General features: G+C 63.3%; 10 protein-coding genes. 2 read left to right on the top strand and 8 right to left on the bottom strand.

Going from position 1 to position 17,293, the window contains the following annotated elements; all coding sequences use genetic code 11:
• Positions 1-781 precede the first annotated feature (781 nt).
• From OHL12_RS10565 to aroB, 4 genes are all read right to left on the bottom strand, one after another.
• Entirely contained in the window at positions 782-2,227 is a 1,446-nt protein-coding gene (locus tag OHL12_RS10565; RefSeq protein ID WP_263413776.1) for a cation-efflux pump, read from the bottom strand.
• Positions 2,228-2,290: 63 nt separating this feature from the next.
• On the bottom strand, positions 2,291-3,355 hold the full coding sequence (locus tag OHL12_RS10570) for an NAD(P)-dependent alcohol dehydrogenase (protein WP_263413777.1): 1,065 nt from the start codon (positions 3,353-3,355) through the stop codon (positions 2,291-2,293).
• 42 nt (positions 3,356-3,397) lie between these two features.
• A complete protein-coding gene (locus OHL12_RS10575; RefSeq protein ID WP_263413778.1) occupies positions 3,398-4,171 on the bottom strand; it encodes a ubiquinone/menaquinone biosynthesis methyltransferase in 774 nt (257 codons plus the stop codon).
• Positions 4,161-5,303, bottom strand: coding sequence for a 3-dehydroquinate synthase (gene aroB, locus OHL12_RS10580; protein WP_263413779.1), 1,143 nt, complete (start codon positions 5,301-5,303; stop codon positions 4,161-4,163). The genes OHL12_RS10575 and aroB overlap by 11 nt, the downstream gene beginning before the upstream one ends.
• 85 nt (positions 5,304-5,388) lie before the next feature.
• On the opposite strand from aroB, the gene OHL12_RS10585 reads away from it, so the two are divergent.
• Positions 5,389-5,847: a peroxiredoxin gene (locus tag OHL12_RS10585; protein WP_263413780.1), complete on the top strand. Its 459-nt coding sequence runs from the start codon at positions 5,389-5,391 to the stop codon at positions 5,845-5,847.
• A gap of 57 nt (positions 5,848-5,904) precedes the next feature.
• Here OHL12_RS10585 and OHL12_RS10590 read toward each other — a convergent pair whose 3' ends face one another.
• The 4 genes from OHL12_RS10590 to OHL12_RS10605 form a co-directional block, all read right to left on the bottom strand.
• Positions 5,905-6,630: a hypothetical protein gene (locus tag OHL12_RS10590; RefSeq protein WP_263413781.1), complete on the bottom strand. Its 726-nt coding sequence runs from the start codon at positions 6,628-6,630 to the stop codon at positions 5,905-5,907.
• A 79-nt stretch (positions 6,631-6,709) separates the two neighbouring features.
• Positions 6,710-10,483, bottom strand: a complete 3,774-nt coding sequence (locus tag OHL12_RS10595) for an efflux RND transporter permease subunit (protein ID WP_263413782.1) — start codon at positions 10,481-10,483, stop codon at positions 6,710-6,712.
• A 14-nt stretch (positions 10,484-10,497) separates the two neighbouring features.
• Positions 10,498-13,665 carry a multidrug efflux RND transporter permease subunit gene (locus OHL12_RS10600; protein WP_263413783.1) on the bottom strand — a complete coding sequence of 1,056 codons (3,168 nt, stop codon included), beginning with the start codon at positions 13,663-13,665 and terminating at the stop codon, positions 10,498-10,500.
• 134 nt (positions 13,666-13,799) lie between these two features.
• A complete protein-coding gene (locus OHL12_RS10605) occupies positions 13,800-15,485 on the bottom strand; it encodes an efflux RND transporter periplasmic adaptor subunit (RefSeq protein WP_263413784.1) in 1,686 nt (561 codons plus the stop codon).
• A 273-nt stretch (positions 15,486-15,758) separates the two neighbouring features.
• Here OHL12_RS10605 and OHL12_RS10610 point away from each other — a divergent pair, with 273 nt between their 5' ends.
• Positions 15,759-17,291 (top strand): UbiA family prenyltransferase, encoded by a 1,533-nt coding sequence (locus tag OHL12_RS10610; protein ID WP_263413785.1) that lies wholly within the window; start codon positions 15,759-15,761, stop codon positions 17,289-17,291.
• The last annotated feature ends 2 nt before the right edge of the window (positions 17,292-17,293 follow it).

Here is a 17,293-nt window from a genome sequence, read left to right on the forward strand (position 1 = left end):
GGATCAAGGACGCCCGTCTTTGTCGACGAGTTGTGTCCTCGAACTTGGTGCGCGCTGCTTGTGTAGTGAGGTCTTTATGAGCACTCGCTCTGGACCGGATTGCTTGCTCGCTGTATTCTTATCTTGTTAGACCAGAACCGCGTCGCTCGCTCGCTACTGCCTTGCGTCAACTTTCTTAGAGTATCGCGTTTCGCTCTCTTTGTCAACCCGCTCACTCCCCGACACCCTCACTCGCCGGCGATCCACATGGTCGCTCAGTCCCTCGGACACGAGTAGCAGGCGCTGAAAGCAGGCGTGTGACTCTGGCGAATCGCACTCTTCGATCGTTGCACTTGGCTTGCTTCACTGTGGAAGCAGCGCTCAAATCTCAATCAACTCGGCGTTGCCCGAAGACAATGCCCGGAGCCTAGGCTCCTCATCTATTCAAACTGCAGTGGCTTGGGTTTGGTGGTGGGACCGGAACCAGAACCGATGGTGAAGGCTCTTGCTGTTCTCTTTGTCGGACCACAAACGCTTGGACTGCTCAGCGTATCGTCTCGCTGTCGCTTTTGCGACCCTCGCTCGACTCTTCCAACTCTACACAGGTCACTTTCACCTGTCAACCGTTGTCGCTGTTTTCTTTCGTCTCGCACATCGCTGTGCTCGACTTGGTTGAAGTTATCCGAACGCAAGCTCCTGTGCAAGCCGCTCCTTGCCTTTTCTGTGGAAGACGTGTGAATAAGTGAGCTGCTGCAAGATGCGATCGCGTCGGCGAATCAGCAACTTACGCCTTTCGAAAACTTCAACGCCGGTTGTCGGTGGCGGGCTCGGGATGAATCAAGACACGGGTCACCGAGGGGTGTTCCCGGAGGAAAGCCGTCTCCAACGCTGAGATCACCGAATGCACGGCATCAATCCGCATGTCATCCGGAAGAGTGCAATGGCAGCTCAGCTCCAGCTTGTCCCCGTGCCAAAGACCAAACAGGTCGTGAACATCGTCGATCTCGGGCCATTGCGCTGCGGTCGCACGCAAGTCTTCGAGCAATTTGGGATCGCGAACGACCCGCTCCGGATGCGCGATCGCCTGGTCTTCCCCCTCGATGTGGGTCGTGATAGAGCGGATTTCGGGGATTTCGCGCCGGATGTCGGCTTCCAACCTGGATGCAGTCTCGTGAGCATCGCGGAGGAGGGTTTCGGCGGGAAGTTCCAGGTGCTGCTCCAACTGCAGACCACGCTCGAGTTGCTGCACGGAGACGTCATGCACCGAAAGATCCGCTCGGGCAGCAACTGCACGCACCCGGTCGAAGACGCTTTCCTGCTTGTCTGCCACCGGGATGGTGTGAACTACGACGTCGGTTGCGGGCAGAACGCCCTGAACGGCACGGGTAATTTCCGCGACGAGCTGTTCGGACCGTTGGAACGTGATCGTTCGCGCCATGCCGACGGTTACATCGGCGAAGTAGCTGCCACCGGATCGCCGCATCCGCAGCCGATTCACTGAGACCACACCCGGAACCTGCGCGATCTTCGCAGCCATGGCGTCTCGGGTATCGGGCGGCGTCTTGTCCAGCAAGGCGTCGACGGTCTCGCGCGCCAATCCCCAGGTGACGTGCAGAATGATCGCGGAAACCAGAAATGCCGCAACAGGATCGGCGAGTTCCAACTGCCGAATGCCGAGATGCTGGCCTAGATACGCGGCGACCAGGCCGAGCAGAACCGCAAAGGACGACCAGATGTCCGTGCCGAAGTGGAGAGCCTCGGCCTCCAGCGCCTGCGAATGTGCCTGTTGCGCGGCGCGGCGGAGTGCCTGGGAACGCGTCCAGTCAACGGCGATGGAGAGTAGAAGAACCACCACCGGCCAGGGCGAAATGCTGAGTGCTATGGCTTCGCCGTGCCGGTAGCGCAGGAGCCGCTCGACCGCTTCGTAGATGATCCACACGGACGAGGCGAGCATGAAGAGCGTTTCCACAAATGCGGAAAGGCTCTCGACGCGGCCGTGGCCGTAGGTGTGATCCTCGTCTGCGGGCCGGTCGGCGACGCGCAGGCTCAGCAGCGTCATCAGGCTGGCGATGAGGTCAATCGCGGAGTGCGCCGCCTCGCTAAGCATGCCAAGCGAACCGGTTGCAACGCCCGTGATGACCTTGAGCAGCGTGATCGCGGAGGCCGCCAACACGCTGCGCAAAGCCGTTTCACGCTTGATGTGCTGCAGGTGCTGCGGGGAGGCGTCCGGACTGACGGGATCGGCCATGCGTTTTCAGCCTACACGTTCAGTCGGGAACACCCGATCCCGCAACAGATAGTGCGCGAGCAGTTACGCCGCGGCCTTTTCGCCGCCCTTGAGCGTGGCAAGGTCGATGACGAAGCGGTAGCGGACGTCGCTCTTCAGAACGCGCTCGTAGGCATCGTTCACGTCGGCGATGCTGATCTTCTCGATGTCGGAGGCGATGTTGTGCTCGCCGCAGAAATCGAGCATTTCCTGCGTTTCCTTGATGGAGCCGATCATGGATCCAGCAAGCGACTTGCGACCCACGATCATCGAAAATGCCGACACTGGCACGGGGTGTTCCGGCGCGCCAACCACGACCATGGTGCCGTCGCGCTTCAGCAGCGTCATCAGGCGGTTCCAGTCATCGGCGGCGGAAACGGTGTTCAGGATCAGGTCGAACTGGCCGGCGAGCTTGGTGAAAGTTTCCGGATCGTTGGTGGCGTAGAAGTGGTCGGCACCCAGGCGCTTGCCGTCATCCTGCTTCTTCAGGGACTGGCTAAGGACGGTAACCTCAGCGCCCAAGGCATGGGCCAGCTTGACGCCCATGTGACCCAGACCGCCCAGGCCGATGACGGCGACCTTTTTGCCGGGGCCGGCTTGCCAGTGCTTCAGCGGCGACCACAGGGTGATGCCGGCGCACATCAGAGGCGCGGCCTCGTCCAGGTTCAGGTTCGCAGGAATGCGGAGGACGTAGTCCTGGTCGACGACGATGTGATCGGAGTAGCCGCCATAGGTGGGCTGGCCTTCCTTGTCGCGGTCGTTGTAGGTCTGCACCAGCTTCACCTGGCAGAACTGCTCCTCCCCCTGCTTGCACTCGATACAGGTGCGGCAGCTATCGACGAAACAGCCGATGCCAACGTGGTCGCCGACCTTGAACTTGGTAACGGCGCTGCCGACGCTCTTCACCACGCCAGCGATTTCGTGGCCCGGGACCATTGGGAAAACGCCCTGGAACCACTCGTCGCGGACCTGGTGGATGTCGGAGTGGCAAATGCCGCAGAACTTGATCTCGATCTGCACGTCGCGGTCACCGGGCTCGCGGCGCTCGAAGTCGAAGGGGGCCAGCGGAGCCTTGGGCGTGGCTGCAGCGTATCCGGATGCGTGAGGCATGGAAAAACTCTCCTGAAAAGGGTTGTTGCCTTGAAGGGTGAATCAGCGTTGGGGTGCGTCCGCGGTTCCGCTCCACAGCCCGGCAACGCCGAACAGGTACGGTTGCCAGCGGGTTTCACGGAAGGCGGCGCGGTTCATCAGCGTGCAGAACTCTGCGGGAGGCGGAAACCGTTCAACACTCGCCGGCAGATATCGATAGGATGCTCCGCTGCCGGAGAGGATTCCGCCGATGCGCGGCAGAACGTGTTGAAAATACAACTGATAAGCCGTTCCTAATAAGCCTGAAGGGGTGCTGAAATCCAGAATGCCGATGCGGCCGCCGGGGCGCAACACGCGCCGGATCTCGCGCAGGCCCGCGTCGTAGTCCGCCAGATTTCGAAAGCCGAAGGCAGAGACGACCAGGTCCTGCGAGGCGTCCGTCAAAGGCAGGTTCAGGGCATCCGCTTCGATGAAATCAACTAGCTTGCCGGCGAGCTTGGCGCGGCCGCGCTCGATCATCTCGTGCGAGAAGTCGATCGCGGTGATCGGCGCCGCGCCGGCGGAGGCAGGCCGTCGGGCCAGCAGCGCCGCCGTCATGTCGGCGGTGCCACAGCACAGGTCCAGCACGTTCGCCTCAGGGCGGCGCAGCACGTCGTCAAAGAAGCGCGCCGCGCGATTCCACCACACACGGTCCATGCCGAAGCTGAGCAGGTGGTTGAGCTGGTCATACTTCGGCGCGATGGTGTCAAACATCTGCTGCACGGCCATGGATGCCTCGGCTGTGGTGCGAGTGCCTTCGGGACGCGCGCCGGTCAAACGAGGTGGGTCAGCCGGCATGCGCGGGCTCCTCCACTCCGGATGCCCTGCTGATTGCCTGCACCTCGGCCAACATGGCGGCAACGGCAGCGCTCAACTCGGCCTCTGTGACGTCGTTGACGATTTCAACCTGCCCGATACCGATCGGCAGGATGAATGAGAGCGTGCCGCTGCGCTTCTTCTTGTCGGATCCGGTGAGCGCTACGAGGCGCTCCGTAGTTGCTGCAAAATTAGGCAGGTCGGTAGTTCGGCGGATGAGTTCACGCATCCGGTTCGCGTCCGCAGCGGGCAGCACGCCGCGCGACTCGCCCAGGTGAATCGCGGCCAGCATGCCCCAGCCGATCGCCTCGCCATGCAGCAGGTGCTTGTACTCGGTTGCCGCTTCAATCGCGTGGCCGACGGTGTGGCCGAAGTTGAGGATCATCCGCAGACCGCCTTCTCGCTCGTCGGCTGCAACCACGGCCGCCTTGACCCGAATGCTGCTCTCGACCACGCGTTCGAGCGCTGCGGAGTCGCCTGCCAGAACCGCGTCGAGATTTGCTTCCATGAAGTCGAAGAGAGCCGCGTCGCGAATGATGGCGGACTTGACGCTCTCCTGCAGGCCGGCGCGAAGTTCGCGCACGGGCAGCGTGCGCAGCGTGTCCAGATCGGCGATGACAGCGACCGGCTGGTGAAAGCTGCCGACCAGGTTCTTGCCTGCGGCAAGGTTTACGCCGGTTTTGCCACCCACCGAACTGTCAACCTGGGCAAGCAGAGTCGTAGGAACTTGCAAGAAGCGGATGCCACGCATGTAAATCGCAGCGACGAAGCCGGTAATGTCACCGATGACACCGCCGCCAAGAGCGATGAGCAGGGTGTCGCGATCGGCACCCAACGCAGCCAGTTCTTCGCAGAGGCGCTCAACCGTGCTGAGGCGCTTGTGCTGTTCGCCAGCCGGGACGTGGAGCAGGTTCACCGGAATGCCGTTGCCAAGAGCGCGGCGCAGCGACTCACCCCAGAAGCGCTCGACCTCCGGAGAGGTGACGACAATCACGCGTGAGGCTTTAGCGGGCAGGCCGACGAGTGAGCTTGCGCCCGCCTGCGGCTGCAGCAGGCCACTGCCAAGGTGCACCGAATAGTGTGCGGAATCGGTTTCGACGCGGATCTCCGGCATAAGTTGATTATCGCAGTCGATGCTTGCGTAAGCTGTGCGCAGAGCCTGGCTGACCGGGTCGCTGCGGATTCGCTAAGCTGAAGCTATGCAGATTGGCGACCCTGTCGAGTTCACGCTGCCCGATCAGAACGGCGATGCTGTTTCCCTCTCCCAGTTCCGCGGCAGCCCCGTGGTGCTGTTCTTCTACCCGCGTGCCGACACGCCGGGCTGTACGGCCGAGGCGTGCGAGTTCCGCGATCTATACAGCGAGTTGAAGGCCGCTGGTGCCGTGCTGCTGGGCATTTCCCGCGACACGCCCGGCAAGCAGAAGAAGTTTGCCGAGAAGTACAGCCTGCCCTACACGCTGCTGGCCGACCCGGAGATGACGGTGGCGCGCGAGTTCGACGTGGTGAAGCAAGGCAGCATGTATGGCAAGCCGGTGACGAAAGTGGAACGATCCACGTTCCTCTTTGACAAGGACGGAAAGCTGCAAGCTGAGTTCCGCGCCGTAAAGCCGGAAGGCCACGCGGCGGAGATGCTGGCCGCGGTGCGGGGCGGCAGCTAGAGGCTCCGCGTTGTTCCGACGCCGACATGGCATTGCGGAACGACGCAGGCGTAGTGGCTAGGCGGCCGGAAGCGAGATGGGCTGGTCCGGCGTAAACACCGCTTCGGTTCCGCGCGCCGGCGCCGCATCCGGCAACTCCTTGGCACCCTCTTTGCCCAGCGCGGTCACCGTGTTGGACAGCACGCGACGGTCGGCAATGCTGACGACCTGCAGGGAGAGCTGGCCGTAGCTGGAGATTCTGCCCGCAGGTGCTGCCTGCACCACAGTTAGTCGAACGGGCGTTCCCGCCGGCAGGTTGCCGATGGGCGCCGCCAGTGTTCCGTCGACCATGTCGCCGTTGTGAGCGTGGCCCGAATCGACCGCAGACCGCAGCCGAACCACGATAGGTGCGCCGGACGGAATACCCAGGCCGTTGCCGGTAGAAGCGATGGGAAGCAGCGGCCGGTCGACCGTGCCGGTGGCGTTTGCCGCGGGAAAGCCGGTTACCTGCACGTCGCCGTTGGCGGCTGGAGCGGGCGGCTGCGAGGGGTTCGCACCGTTTCCACCTCGCGGCGAGCCCGCGCCGTTGCCCCGGCTACCTCGACCACGAACGCGAGCGGCACCGGCCTGGCCCGAAGGTGCGGCAGCCGTGGAGTTTGCGCCGCCAGAGGTCGCTCCGCCGGTGGAAGCAGGAGCCGAGGCAGTCGTGCCGGTGGTCGCCGGTTGAGTCGCCGTGGTGGTCTGGCCGTAGAGAGTCGCGGCCGCTATAAGGCCGGCCAGCAGTATGGGCGAACGCAGTTTCACGACAGGTGGGATGAAACGGCAGACGTGGAGGTTGCAGGTTTTCCCGTGTTGAGCCAGCGATCGTGAGGCTTGAATGGGTCTAGTCTCCTGCGACCGGCTGAGGGTAGTTGTAGGGCTTCTTGGGTGCGGCCTCGGGAGCGCTTCCGAAAAAGCGTGCCAGGAAAGCGCGGAGCCGATCCATGTAGAGGTACACCACCGGCGTAGTGAAGAGCGTAAGCGCCTGCGACACCAGGAGGCCACCAACGATGGTGATGCCAAGCGGACGGCGCAGCTCGGAACCGGTTCCCGTGCCGAACGCAAGCGGGATCGCTCCCAGCAGAGCAGCCATGGTGGTCATCATAATGGGCCGGAAGCGCAGCAAGCACGCTTCGTAGATGGCATCCCGCGGGCTCTTGCCGTGGTCGCGCTCGGCGACCAGGGCAAAGTCGATCATCATGATCGCGTTCTTTTTCACAATGCCGATCAGCAGGATGATGCCGATCATCGCGATGACCGAGAGGTCGACTTGCGTGACGAGGAGCGCGATCAGCGCGCCGACACCCGCGGAGGGCAGCGTGCTGAGAATGGTAAGCGGGTGGATAAAGCTCTCATACAGGATGCCCAGCACGATGTAGACCGCGGTAAGCGCCAGCAGGATCAGGATCGGCTCGGAAGACAGCGAGTCCTTGAAGGCCGCGGCCGTGCCCTGGAACCCGCCTGCGATGGACGCGGGCACCCCAATGCTGTTGCGGGCGTGATCGATTGCCGCGGTGGCCTGCGACAGTGAGACGCCCGGAGGCAAATTGAACGACAGCGTGGCTGCCGGGGACAGCCCCTGGTGATTCACCTGCAGCGGAATGCGCTGAATCTCAAAATGCGAGATCGCCGAGAGCGGCACCTGGGCGCCGGTGGATGACGTGACAAAGATCGTCTTCAGCGCGTCCGGGTTCTGCTGCCACTCCGGCGCAACCTCCAGAACCACGTGGTACTGGTTCAGCGGCTTGTAAGTGGTCGACACCTGCCGCTGGCCGAACGCCGCAGAGAGCGTCTGGTCAATGGTAAGTGCGCTGATGCCAAGCCGCGAGGCGGTGTCGCGGTCGATCACGAGCTGTGCACGCAACCCCTGATCCTGCTGGTCGGTGGCGATGTCGCGCAAGTCGGGCTCGTGCTGCATCGCCTCCATCATCTTCGGCGCCCACTGGTTCAGGTTGCTGACCGAATCGGCGGTGAGTGTGTACTGATACTGCGTCGCGGAGCTGCGGCCGCCGATGTTCAGTTCCTGCGAGGACTGCAGGTAGGTGATGACACCCGGCATGCTGGAAAGCTTGGGCCGCAGGCGCGCGATCACCATGTCCGCGGACTCGCCTTTGCGCTGGTCCGGATCCTTCAGGAAGATGAACATGTTGCCGCTGTTGGACGCGCCGCCGCCCGGTCCGCCGCCGCCCACGGAGCTCATCACGTTTTGCACGGCAGGATCCTTCTTGACGATCTCCGTCATCTGCTCGACCTTCAGCTTCATGGCGTCGAACGAGACGTCCTGCTGGCCCTGAATGCGGCCGCCCATGCGCCCGGTATCCTGCTGCGGAAAGAAGCCCTTGGGCACCAGGATGAACAGGTAGATGTTGAGCGCGAAAGTGCCAATGGTGATGAGCAGCACCGGCAATTGGTGCCGAAGCACCCAGCTCAGGCCGTGCTCATATTCCATGTTGATGAAGTCGAAGAACTTCTCGCTCCAGCGATAGAGCCGGCCGTGCTTGATGTCTTTGTGCGCTTTGAGGAACTTCGCAGAAAGCATCGGTGTGGTGGAGAGCGACACCATCAGCGACATCAGAATGGCCACCGACAAGGTGACCGCAAACTCGCGGAAGAGTCGGCCCACGATGCCGCCCATCAGCAGGATGGGGATGAACACCGCAATGAGCGAGATCGACATGGAGACGACGGTGAAGCCGATCTCCTTCGACCCGAGCATGGCCGCTTCATACGGCGACAGACCCTCTTCCAGGTGCCGCGAGATGTTCTCGATGACGACAATGGCGTCGTCCACCACGAAGCCGGTCGAGATGGTCAGCGCCATCAGCGACAGGTTGTCGAGCGTGTAGCCCAACAGGTACATGACGCCGAAGGTGCCCAGCAAGGAGAGCGGCACCGAGACCGACGGGATCAGCGTGGACCGGACCTCGCGCAGGAAGAAGAAGACGACCAGGATCACCAGAACGATGGTGATCATCATGGTCCGCGTGATGTCTCGCACGCTGGCGCGAATCGTGACGGTGCGGTCGAGTGCCACCTGCAGCTTGATGCTGGGCGGGATGGATGCCTGCAGCATGGGAAGCTGCTTCTCGATGTTGTCGACCGTCTCGATGACGTTGGCGCCGGGCGACTTGAAGACGATGATCAGGATCGACGGCTTGCCGTTGAACATGCCGAAGGTGTGAATGTCTTCAACGGAGTTGACCACCTGGGCGACGTCGCCCACGCGCACGATGCCGGCAGCCGGCGTGCTGGTGGTCGCAACGTTGGACGCGTTGGTGTTGATGGCGGCCGAGGTGTAGCCGGTGCCGCTGTTGATGGCCGCCGTGGTGGGCGCGGAAACGTTACTGCCGATCGAACTGACGGCGGCGTTGGTCTGAGTCGTGGTCGCCGCAGTTCCACCCGTGTTCGCAGTGCCACCACCGCCGCCACCACCCGTGGTCGGGGAAGCCAGTGACGAGACCGAGCCTGAGGACGCGCTGCTCGAGGAGGAACTGCCGCCGGACGTACCCGTGCTGGAACCGGAGCTGCTGGCCGAGGTGGACGATCCCGCGCCGTTGGCGGAAGAGCTGCCCGTGTTGTTGCTGCCGCCTCCTCCGGTTGCGCCCGCGGTCGCGCTGGCCACATTCGCCTGCAGACCGTTGTTGGCGGTGACCGTGGTGACCGGGCCGCGGCTGGTGGCCACGACCAGAGGGCGGTAGGCGTCCGCGCCAAAGAGCTGGTCGCTGGTGCTGATGGACCATCGCTGATCCGCACCGTTCAGGTACCCCTTGGGCTCCAGCACATTGAAGGTCTGGGCCGCGGCCGCAAGCGTGTTCAGCGACAGGTTGTAACTGGTGAGCTGCTGCGGGTTCGCCTCAAGCCGAACCGCGGGCTTGGAGGATCCGCCCACGAACGTCTGCCCCACGCCCTGCACCGAGGCCAATTTCTGCGCCAGGATGGAGTCGGCGGCGTCATAGAGCTGCGGGACGGTCAGCGTGTCGCTGGTGAGCGCCAGGATCATAATCGGCGCGTCTGCAGGATTGATCTTGCGGTAGGTCGGATTGCTGGGCAGGTTTGCCGGCAACTGGGCGCGGGCGGCGCTGATGGCGGCCTGCACGTCGCGCGCGGCGCCGTTGATGTCGCGCGACAGATCGAACTGCAACGTGATGCTGGCCGAACCGATCGACGACGTCGATGTCATCTGGTTGACGCCGGCGATGCGCGAGAACTGGCGTTCAAGCGGGGTGGCGACAGCGGACGCCATGGTCTCCGGGTCTGCGCCCGGCAGACCCGCACCGACGGAGATGACCGGGAACTCTACCTCAGGCAACGAGGCGACCGGCATCAGCTTGTACGCGACCGCGCCCGCCAGAATGATGGCGATGGAAAGCAGAAACGTCGCGACGGGGCGCTGGATGAACGGCGCGGAGAAGTGCACGCCACCAATGGGCGAGTTCGCGTCCTCCGCGGCCTCGGCGTTGAGGCGCTCCTCGTGCCGCGAACTGCGATCCTGCGGAGCGGAATCACCAGCGCGCTTGTCCGGTCCGCGCGTGCCCTCGCCCGCGTTCAGCTTGCCGGCATCGCCGGGCCGCTGACGGTCGCTGGGGGTGGTGTCGCCGGGTTGTGGTTCGGTGTTCATTCGGTTCGTATTCGTTAGTCGCCGGCCGCGTAGTGCGGCTCGGCTTCGTGAATGTGCTGCTGGAATTCTTTGTCAGCCTCTTGAGTGCCGAAGTAGCGGCGGCCGATGCGGTCAAAGAAGAGATAGACGACAGGCGTGGTGAACAGGGTAAGAATCTGCGACACAATCAGCCCGCCGACGATGGTGATGCCGAGCGGCCGCCGCAGTTCGGACCCCGTTCCGGTGCCCAGTGCTAGCGGAACACCACCCAGCAGCGCGGCCATGGTGGTCATCATGATGGGCCGGAAGCGCAGCAGGCAGGCCTGGTAGATCGACTCCTCGGGCGTCTTTCCCTGTTCGCGCTCGGCTTCCAGCGCGAAGTCGATCATCATGATGGCGTTCTTCTTCACGATGCCGATCAGCAGGATGATGCCGATCAGCGCGATGACGCTGAGGTCGGTATTTGTGATCTGCAGCGCGAGGATCGCGCCCACGCCGGCCGATGGCAGCGTGGACAAAATCGTGATGGGGTGGATGTAGCTTTCGTACAACACGCCCAGCACGATGTACACGGTGATGAGTGCGGCCAGGATGAGCAGCGGTTCATTGCTGAGCGACGCTTCAAACGAAGCCGCCGTGCCCTGGAAGCTGGCATTCACACTGAGCGGCAGGTTCAGTTCCTTCACGGCCTTGCCCACCTGCTTCACGGCATCGCCGATGGCGTACCCGGGTGCCAGGTTGAACGACAGGTTCACCGACGGGAACTGCCCCTGGTGCGAGACGGCCAGTGTGGTGTTCGTCTGCTCAAAGTGCGTAAAGGTGCTGAGCGGAACCTGGGTGCCGTTGCTGCTCTTCACGTAGATGTTGTCGAGCGCGGCGGGATTGCGCTGGAACTTGGGCGCGACCTCCAGCACCACGTGGTACTGGTTCTGCTGGGTAAACATGGTGGACACCTGCCGCTGCCCAAAGGCGTCGTACAGGGTGTCGTCGATGTTCTGCGGCGTGATGCCGAGGCGGGATGCCGTGTCGCGATCGATGACCAGGCTGGCCTGCAGGCCGTCGGTGGTCTGGTCCGTTGCGACGTCGGCCAGGGCGGGCAGCGTCTTGAACTTCTGCAGCAGCAGATCGGAGTAGTGCACCAGCTCGTCCGAGTTGGCGTCCTCCACAGAGAACTGGTACTGAGTGCGGGCAGTGCGAGTGTCGACGGTCAAATCCTGCAACGGTTGCAGGTACGCCTGGATACCTTCCACCTGGTTCAGCTTGGGCTGCAGTCGGCGGATCACGGCCACGGCGTCGGACTTGCGGTCTTCTTTGTCCTTCAGGTCGATTTGGATGCGGCCGGAGTTGAGCGTGTTGTTGGTCGCGTCGATGCCGATGTACGAGCTGATCGATGCAACGTCAGGATCCTGCAGGATCTGGTACGCGAGTGCCTGCTGCTTCTGGCTCATCGCGGCGAAGCTGGTGTCCTGCGAGGTGTCCGTGATGGCAAGCAGCTCACCGGTGTCCTGCACGGGGAAGAAGCCCTTTTGCACGACGGCGTACATGAAGAAGGTGAGTGCAAAGGTCGCCGCGGTGACGAGCAGGGTGATCACCTGGTGGCGTAGAACGAAGCGCACGCCCACGGCGTACTTGGCGATAACCCAGTTGAAGAAGTCTTCGCTGCGCTTGTAGAACCGCCCCTTCTGACTGTCAGGGGTGTGGCGGAGCAGTTTGGCCGCCATCATGGGCGTGAGCGTCAGCGAGACAACAGCCGAAACCAGGATGGTCACGGACAAGGTGACCGCAAATTCGCGGAACAGCCGGCCCACGATGTCGCCCATGAAGAGCAGCGGAATGAGCACTGCAATGAGCGAAATAGTGAGCGAGAGGATCGTAAAGCCGATCTGCTCCGATCCCATCAGCGCTGCTTCCAGCGGCGAGTGCCCTTCCTCCAGGTAACGGTCGATGTTCTCGACCATCACGATGGCGTCGTCGACGACGAAGCCGGTGGAGATGGTCAGCGCCATCAGCGACAGGTTGTTGAGCGAGTAGCCCAACAGATACATGACGCCGAAGGTGCCGATGATCGAGAGCGGCACGGCGATGGATGGAATGATCGTGGCGCGCCAGGAACGCAGGAAGAGGAAGATGACCAGGATAACCAGGCCGATGGTGAGCATCAGCTCGAACTGGACGTCTTTGACGCTCGCGCGGATCGTGTTGGTTCGGTCGGTGAGCACCTGCAGCTTGACCGAGCCAGGCAACGTGGCCTGCAGGCGTGGCAGCAGCGCCTGAATGCTATCGACCACGCCGATGATGTTTGCGCCGGGCTGCCGCTGGATGTTGACGATGACCGCAGGGTGGATCTGCGCGCCTTCGCCGTCTTCTGCGGCGCGGCCCATCCACGCTGCCTGGAACGCATTCTCCGCACCGTCGATCGCGTTGGCGACATCGCGCAGGTAGACCGGCGAGCCGTTGCGGTACGCAACGATGGTGTTGTTGTAGTCCTTGGCGGTGAGCAGCTGGTCGTTGGCGCCAATGATGTAGCTCTGGTGCGCTCCGTTTAGGTTGCCCTTGGCCTGGTCGACGTTGGCGCTGGCCAGGGCGGAACGCAGGTCCTCCAGCGACAGACCCTGCCCTGCCAAGGCGGTCGGATTTGCCTGGATGCGCACACCCGGCTTCTGGCCGCCCGCGATGCTGACCAGCCCGACGCCGGACATCTGCGAGATCTTTTGCGCCAGCACAGTGTCGGCAAGGTCTTCGACCTTGGTCAGCGGCAGCGTGTCCGACGTTAGCGCTAACGTCAGGATCGGCGCGTCTGCCGGGTTCACCTTGTTGTAGATGGGTGGGTTCGGCAGATCTTTCGGCAGGTAGCTTTGCGCGGCGTTGATCGCGGCCTGCACGTCCTGCTGGGCGACGTCGATGGACTCCGACAGATTGAACTGCAGCGTGATGATGGAGCCGCCACCGGACGAGGTGGAGGTCATCTGGGTCAGGCCGGGGATCTCGCCGAACTGCCGTTCCAGCGGTCCGGTCACGGCGGACGCCATCACGTCAGGGCTGGCGCCGGGGTAGAACGTCTGCACCTGGATGGTGGGGTAATCCACCTCAGGAAGGGCGGAGACCGGCAGCTGGAAGTAGGCGACCGCACCCGCCAGCAGGATCGCCACCATGAGCAGCGCCGTGGCAACCGGCCGAAGGATAAACGGGCGTGAGGGACTCATGCTGCGTGGACCTCTTGAATTCCTACCGGGGCACAGGCCCCGAGAGTACAACTTGACTCAGCGAACGGACGGCCGCCGCTCCCTCAGTGTGCTCGTCCTCGTCCCCTGCGCTGCAGAAGACGAGGCTGTGCAGCCTAGGGGTGCGACGCCCCGCTGCTGCTTCCCTGCTGGTTGGACTGTCCACCCTGCCCGTTGCCGTCGGTCGACCCGCCATTGGCGTTGGGTGTGCCCGTCTGTGATCCCAGGCGGGTTGCGCCACTGCCCTGCGCGGCGCGCGGGTCAACTCCCGCCATGCCGGGTGAAGAGGTATTTCCGGGTTGCTGATTGTCCACGCGCTGCGCCGGCCGCGGGATAACCTTGCTGGTGCTGGTCAGCTTTTCCTCGCCGTCCGTGACCACGCGCTCACCGGCACGTAGACCGTTGCGGATCACCACGGTGGTGCCTTGGGTCAAATCAACTTGGACCACCCGCTCCTGCACGGGATAGCTGGTCTGGCGCATGGCCGAGTTGCCACCGTTCCGACCGCCCTTGCCACTGCCGCCGCTGGTGCTGGCACCACCGCTGGGGGCATTGGTCTGCGAGCCTGCCGAAGAGTGTGACGACGAAGACCTGCGGCCTGCGGCGTCACTCTGGTTGGCCATGGCCTGGGTCTGGTCGGGCGAGATGGGATGATCCATATCCACGACGTAAACAAAGCTGCCCTTGCTGCCGGTCTGGAGAGCAGCGGCCGGGATGGTGAGGGCGTTCTGCCGTGTTTCCAGGATCAGCCGGATATTCACAAACTGATTCGGGAAGAGCGCGAAATCATGGTTGTCGAACACTGCCTTCAGCTTCGCCGTACCGGTAGTGGTGTCGATCTGGTTGTCCACCGTCATCAGCGACCCGGTCGCCAGCTTCGTCACGTTGTTGCGATCCCACGCCTCGACGGTCAGGTGGCGGCCACCCTTCATCCGCTCGAACACCTGCGGAAGCTGATCCTCGGGAAGCGTAAAGATGACCGAAATCGGCTCGACCTGGGTGATGACGACCAGGCCGGTGGAGCTGTTTGCGGCAACCACGTTGCCGATATCCACCTGGCGCAGGCCGACCAGGCCGGAGATGGGCGAGGTGATGCGGGTAAACGCCAGGTTGACGCGCGCCGCCTGGATCGCTGCGCGGTCCGATTCAAGGGACCCGACTGCCTGGCCGGAGGTGGACTCCTGCGCCTGGGCCTGCTCCTTGCTGACCACGCCAGCGGCGTAGAGTTGGTTGTAGCGTTGCGCCTCTGCCTGGGCGTTGGCCGCGTTGGCCTGGTCACGAGTCAGGTTGCCCTGCGCCTGGGCAAGGGCTGCCTGGTAGGGCCGGGGATCGATCTCGATCAGCAACTGGCCCTGCGAGACGCGCTGGCCTTCGCGGAAGTTGACGCGCGTGATCTGGCCGTTTACCTGGCTTTTCAGGGTCACCGTGTTGTAAGCCGTGACCGTGCCGAGAGCGTTTAGGTAGATGGGCACCGGCCGCTGCTGCACCAGGTCGTAGGCAACGGGCACGGGCCGATTGGCCATGGCGCGCGCGCCGGAGGCCTGCTGCTGGTCCGCCGCCTTGTTGGTGCGGATGCGATACACCACAAACGCAACGGCTGCCGCGATGATCAGCAGGAGTATGACAACGCGTAGCCAGGACGAGCGGCGCTGGGGAGGCGGCGCGACATCGGCGCCCGGTGCTGGATGCTGGGCGGCGTCGTCGGGCAGACCGGTGGAGGCAGGAGAGGCATGCGCCGGTAGGGCCGGATGCTCAGCGGAGGCAGACCGATCAGTGTGCTCGCTGGGCGAGGACGGTGACATAAACGAGGCAGACCTTCTGTTTTCCGAAATGGTGTGACACGACCCGGCCATCGCGTAGACGACGGCACGCTTTTGCAACTATATAGTTGTACGTTTCAGCCGCGCCAGAGTTTCGCCCCACCCGCGTTCGGCGAATGTGCGCCGGGTACCGGCCCCGGTCGGGAGTGGGCGGCGTTGCCCGGGAAAGAGTCCATGGCAGGCAGGGCAGTTCACGGCGGATGCGCCAGGGCTCCTTATAATGCCCGTGAGCACAAAGAGCGGAGATCGGCCGGCATGTTGGATCAAGTAGACAGGAACGTTGCAGATACGGGCTCCGTTCCGGAAGGTTTGCCGGCAGGGCACGAGGTCCCGCTGTGCGTGGACCTGGACGGGACTCTGGTAAAGAGCGACACGCTGGTCGACAGCATCCTTCTGCTGGCGCGGCAGCAGCCCCGGTCACCGCTGTCGTGGGCAGCCTGGGTGCGCCAGGGCAAGGCGGGGTTCAAGCGCGAAATTACCAGCCGCGCCGTGGTTGATGTGGAGCACCTGCCGTATAACCAGCCGCTTCTGCAGTTTCTACGCGAAGAGCATGCGCGGGGCCGTCGCATATACCTGGCCACCGCGGCGGATATCGGATTTGCCCAGCAGGTAGCGGATTACATCGGCCTGTTTACCGGAGTACTGGCGTCGGACGGCACGCTGAACCTGGCCGGTAAGAACAAGCTGGCAGCCTTTCAGGCGCAGTTTCCGGAGGGCTTCTCGTACATTGGCAACGCTATCCCTGACCGAACCCTGCTGCAGGCGAGCCACCAGCCCATGGTGGCGAATCCGCACGGCAAGCTGCGATCGGCCATGCGGCGGGACCGGGTGGTGGCGCACCGGGAGTTCCTGGATAGGCGCAAGCCCGTTAGTGCATTGCTGAAGGCGATTCGCATCCACCAGTGGGCCAAGAACACGCTGGTCTTCCTGCCGTTGCTGCTGGCGCACGAGCGCGGCGCCAACGTTGTGGGTGCGGCGGTGCTGGCCTTCTTTGCGCTGTCGTTCTGCGCCAGCGCTACCTATATCCTGAACGATCTTCTGGATATCGAGGCGGACCGCAGACATCCGCGCAAGCGCAACCGGCCGTTTGCGGCGGGCGACCTGTCCCCGTTTACCGGGGTGGCAGTTCTGGCGGTCTTCTTCGTCGTGGCGGTGGTGCTGGCGCTGCTGGTGCCGGTGATTTATCACGCCTTGCCCGGCACGCTGGGCGTGCACGAGGTGTTGGCGAAGCCCTACCGCTTCCTGGGTTGGCTCGCCCTGTACACGGTGACCACGCTGACGTACTCGTTCTACCTGAAGCGGCTGGCGCTGGTGGATGTGATCGTGCTGAGCGGTCTGTATACCGTCCGCATCCTGGCCGGGTCGGCGGCGACGAACATTGTCGTTTCCGCGTGGCTGGCGGCCTTTTCCATCTTCTTCTTTCTCTCGCTGGCCTTCGTCAAGCGCTTTGGCGAGCTGGAGTTGATGGTGGCGAGCAATCGCACGAAGGCCACCGGCCGCGGATACGGCACCGCCGACATCGAGCAGTTGCGAAGCTTTGGGACCAGCAGCGCCTTTGCGAGCGTGGTGGTCCTGACCATGTACATTAGCGGCCTGGCCGATGTGCTGTATGCACATCCTTCGCGGCTATGGCTTTTGGTACCTGTGCTGATCCTGTGGCTGTGCCGGGTGTGGCTGCTGGCCAGCCGCGGTGAACTGCACGAAGATCCGGTGGTGTACGCGATCACAGACCGAACAAGCTGGCTGCTGGGCGCAATCTCGGTAGGAATCGTTTGGTCCGCGCTGTAGCT

The sequence above is a fragment of the Terriglobus aquaticus genome (assembly GCF_025685415.1).
GTDB classification, from domain to species: Bacteria; Acidobacteriota; Terriglobia; order Terriglobales; family Acidobacteriaceae; genus Terriglobus; species Terriglobus aquaticus.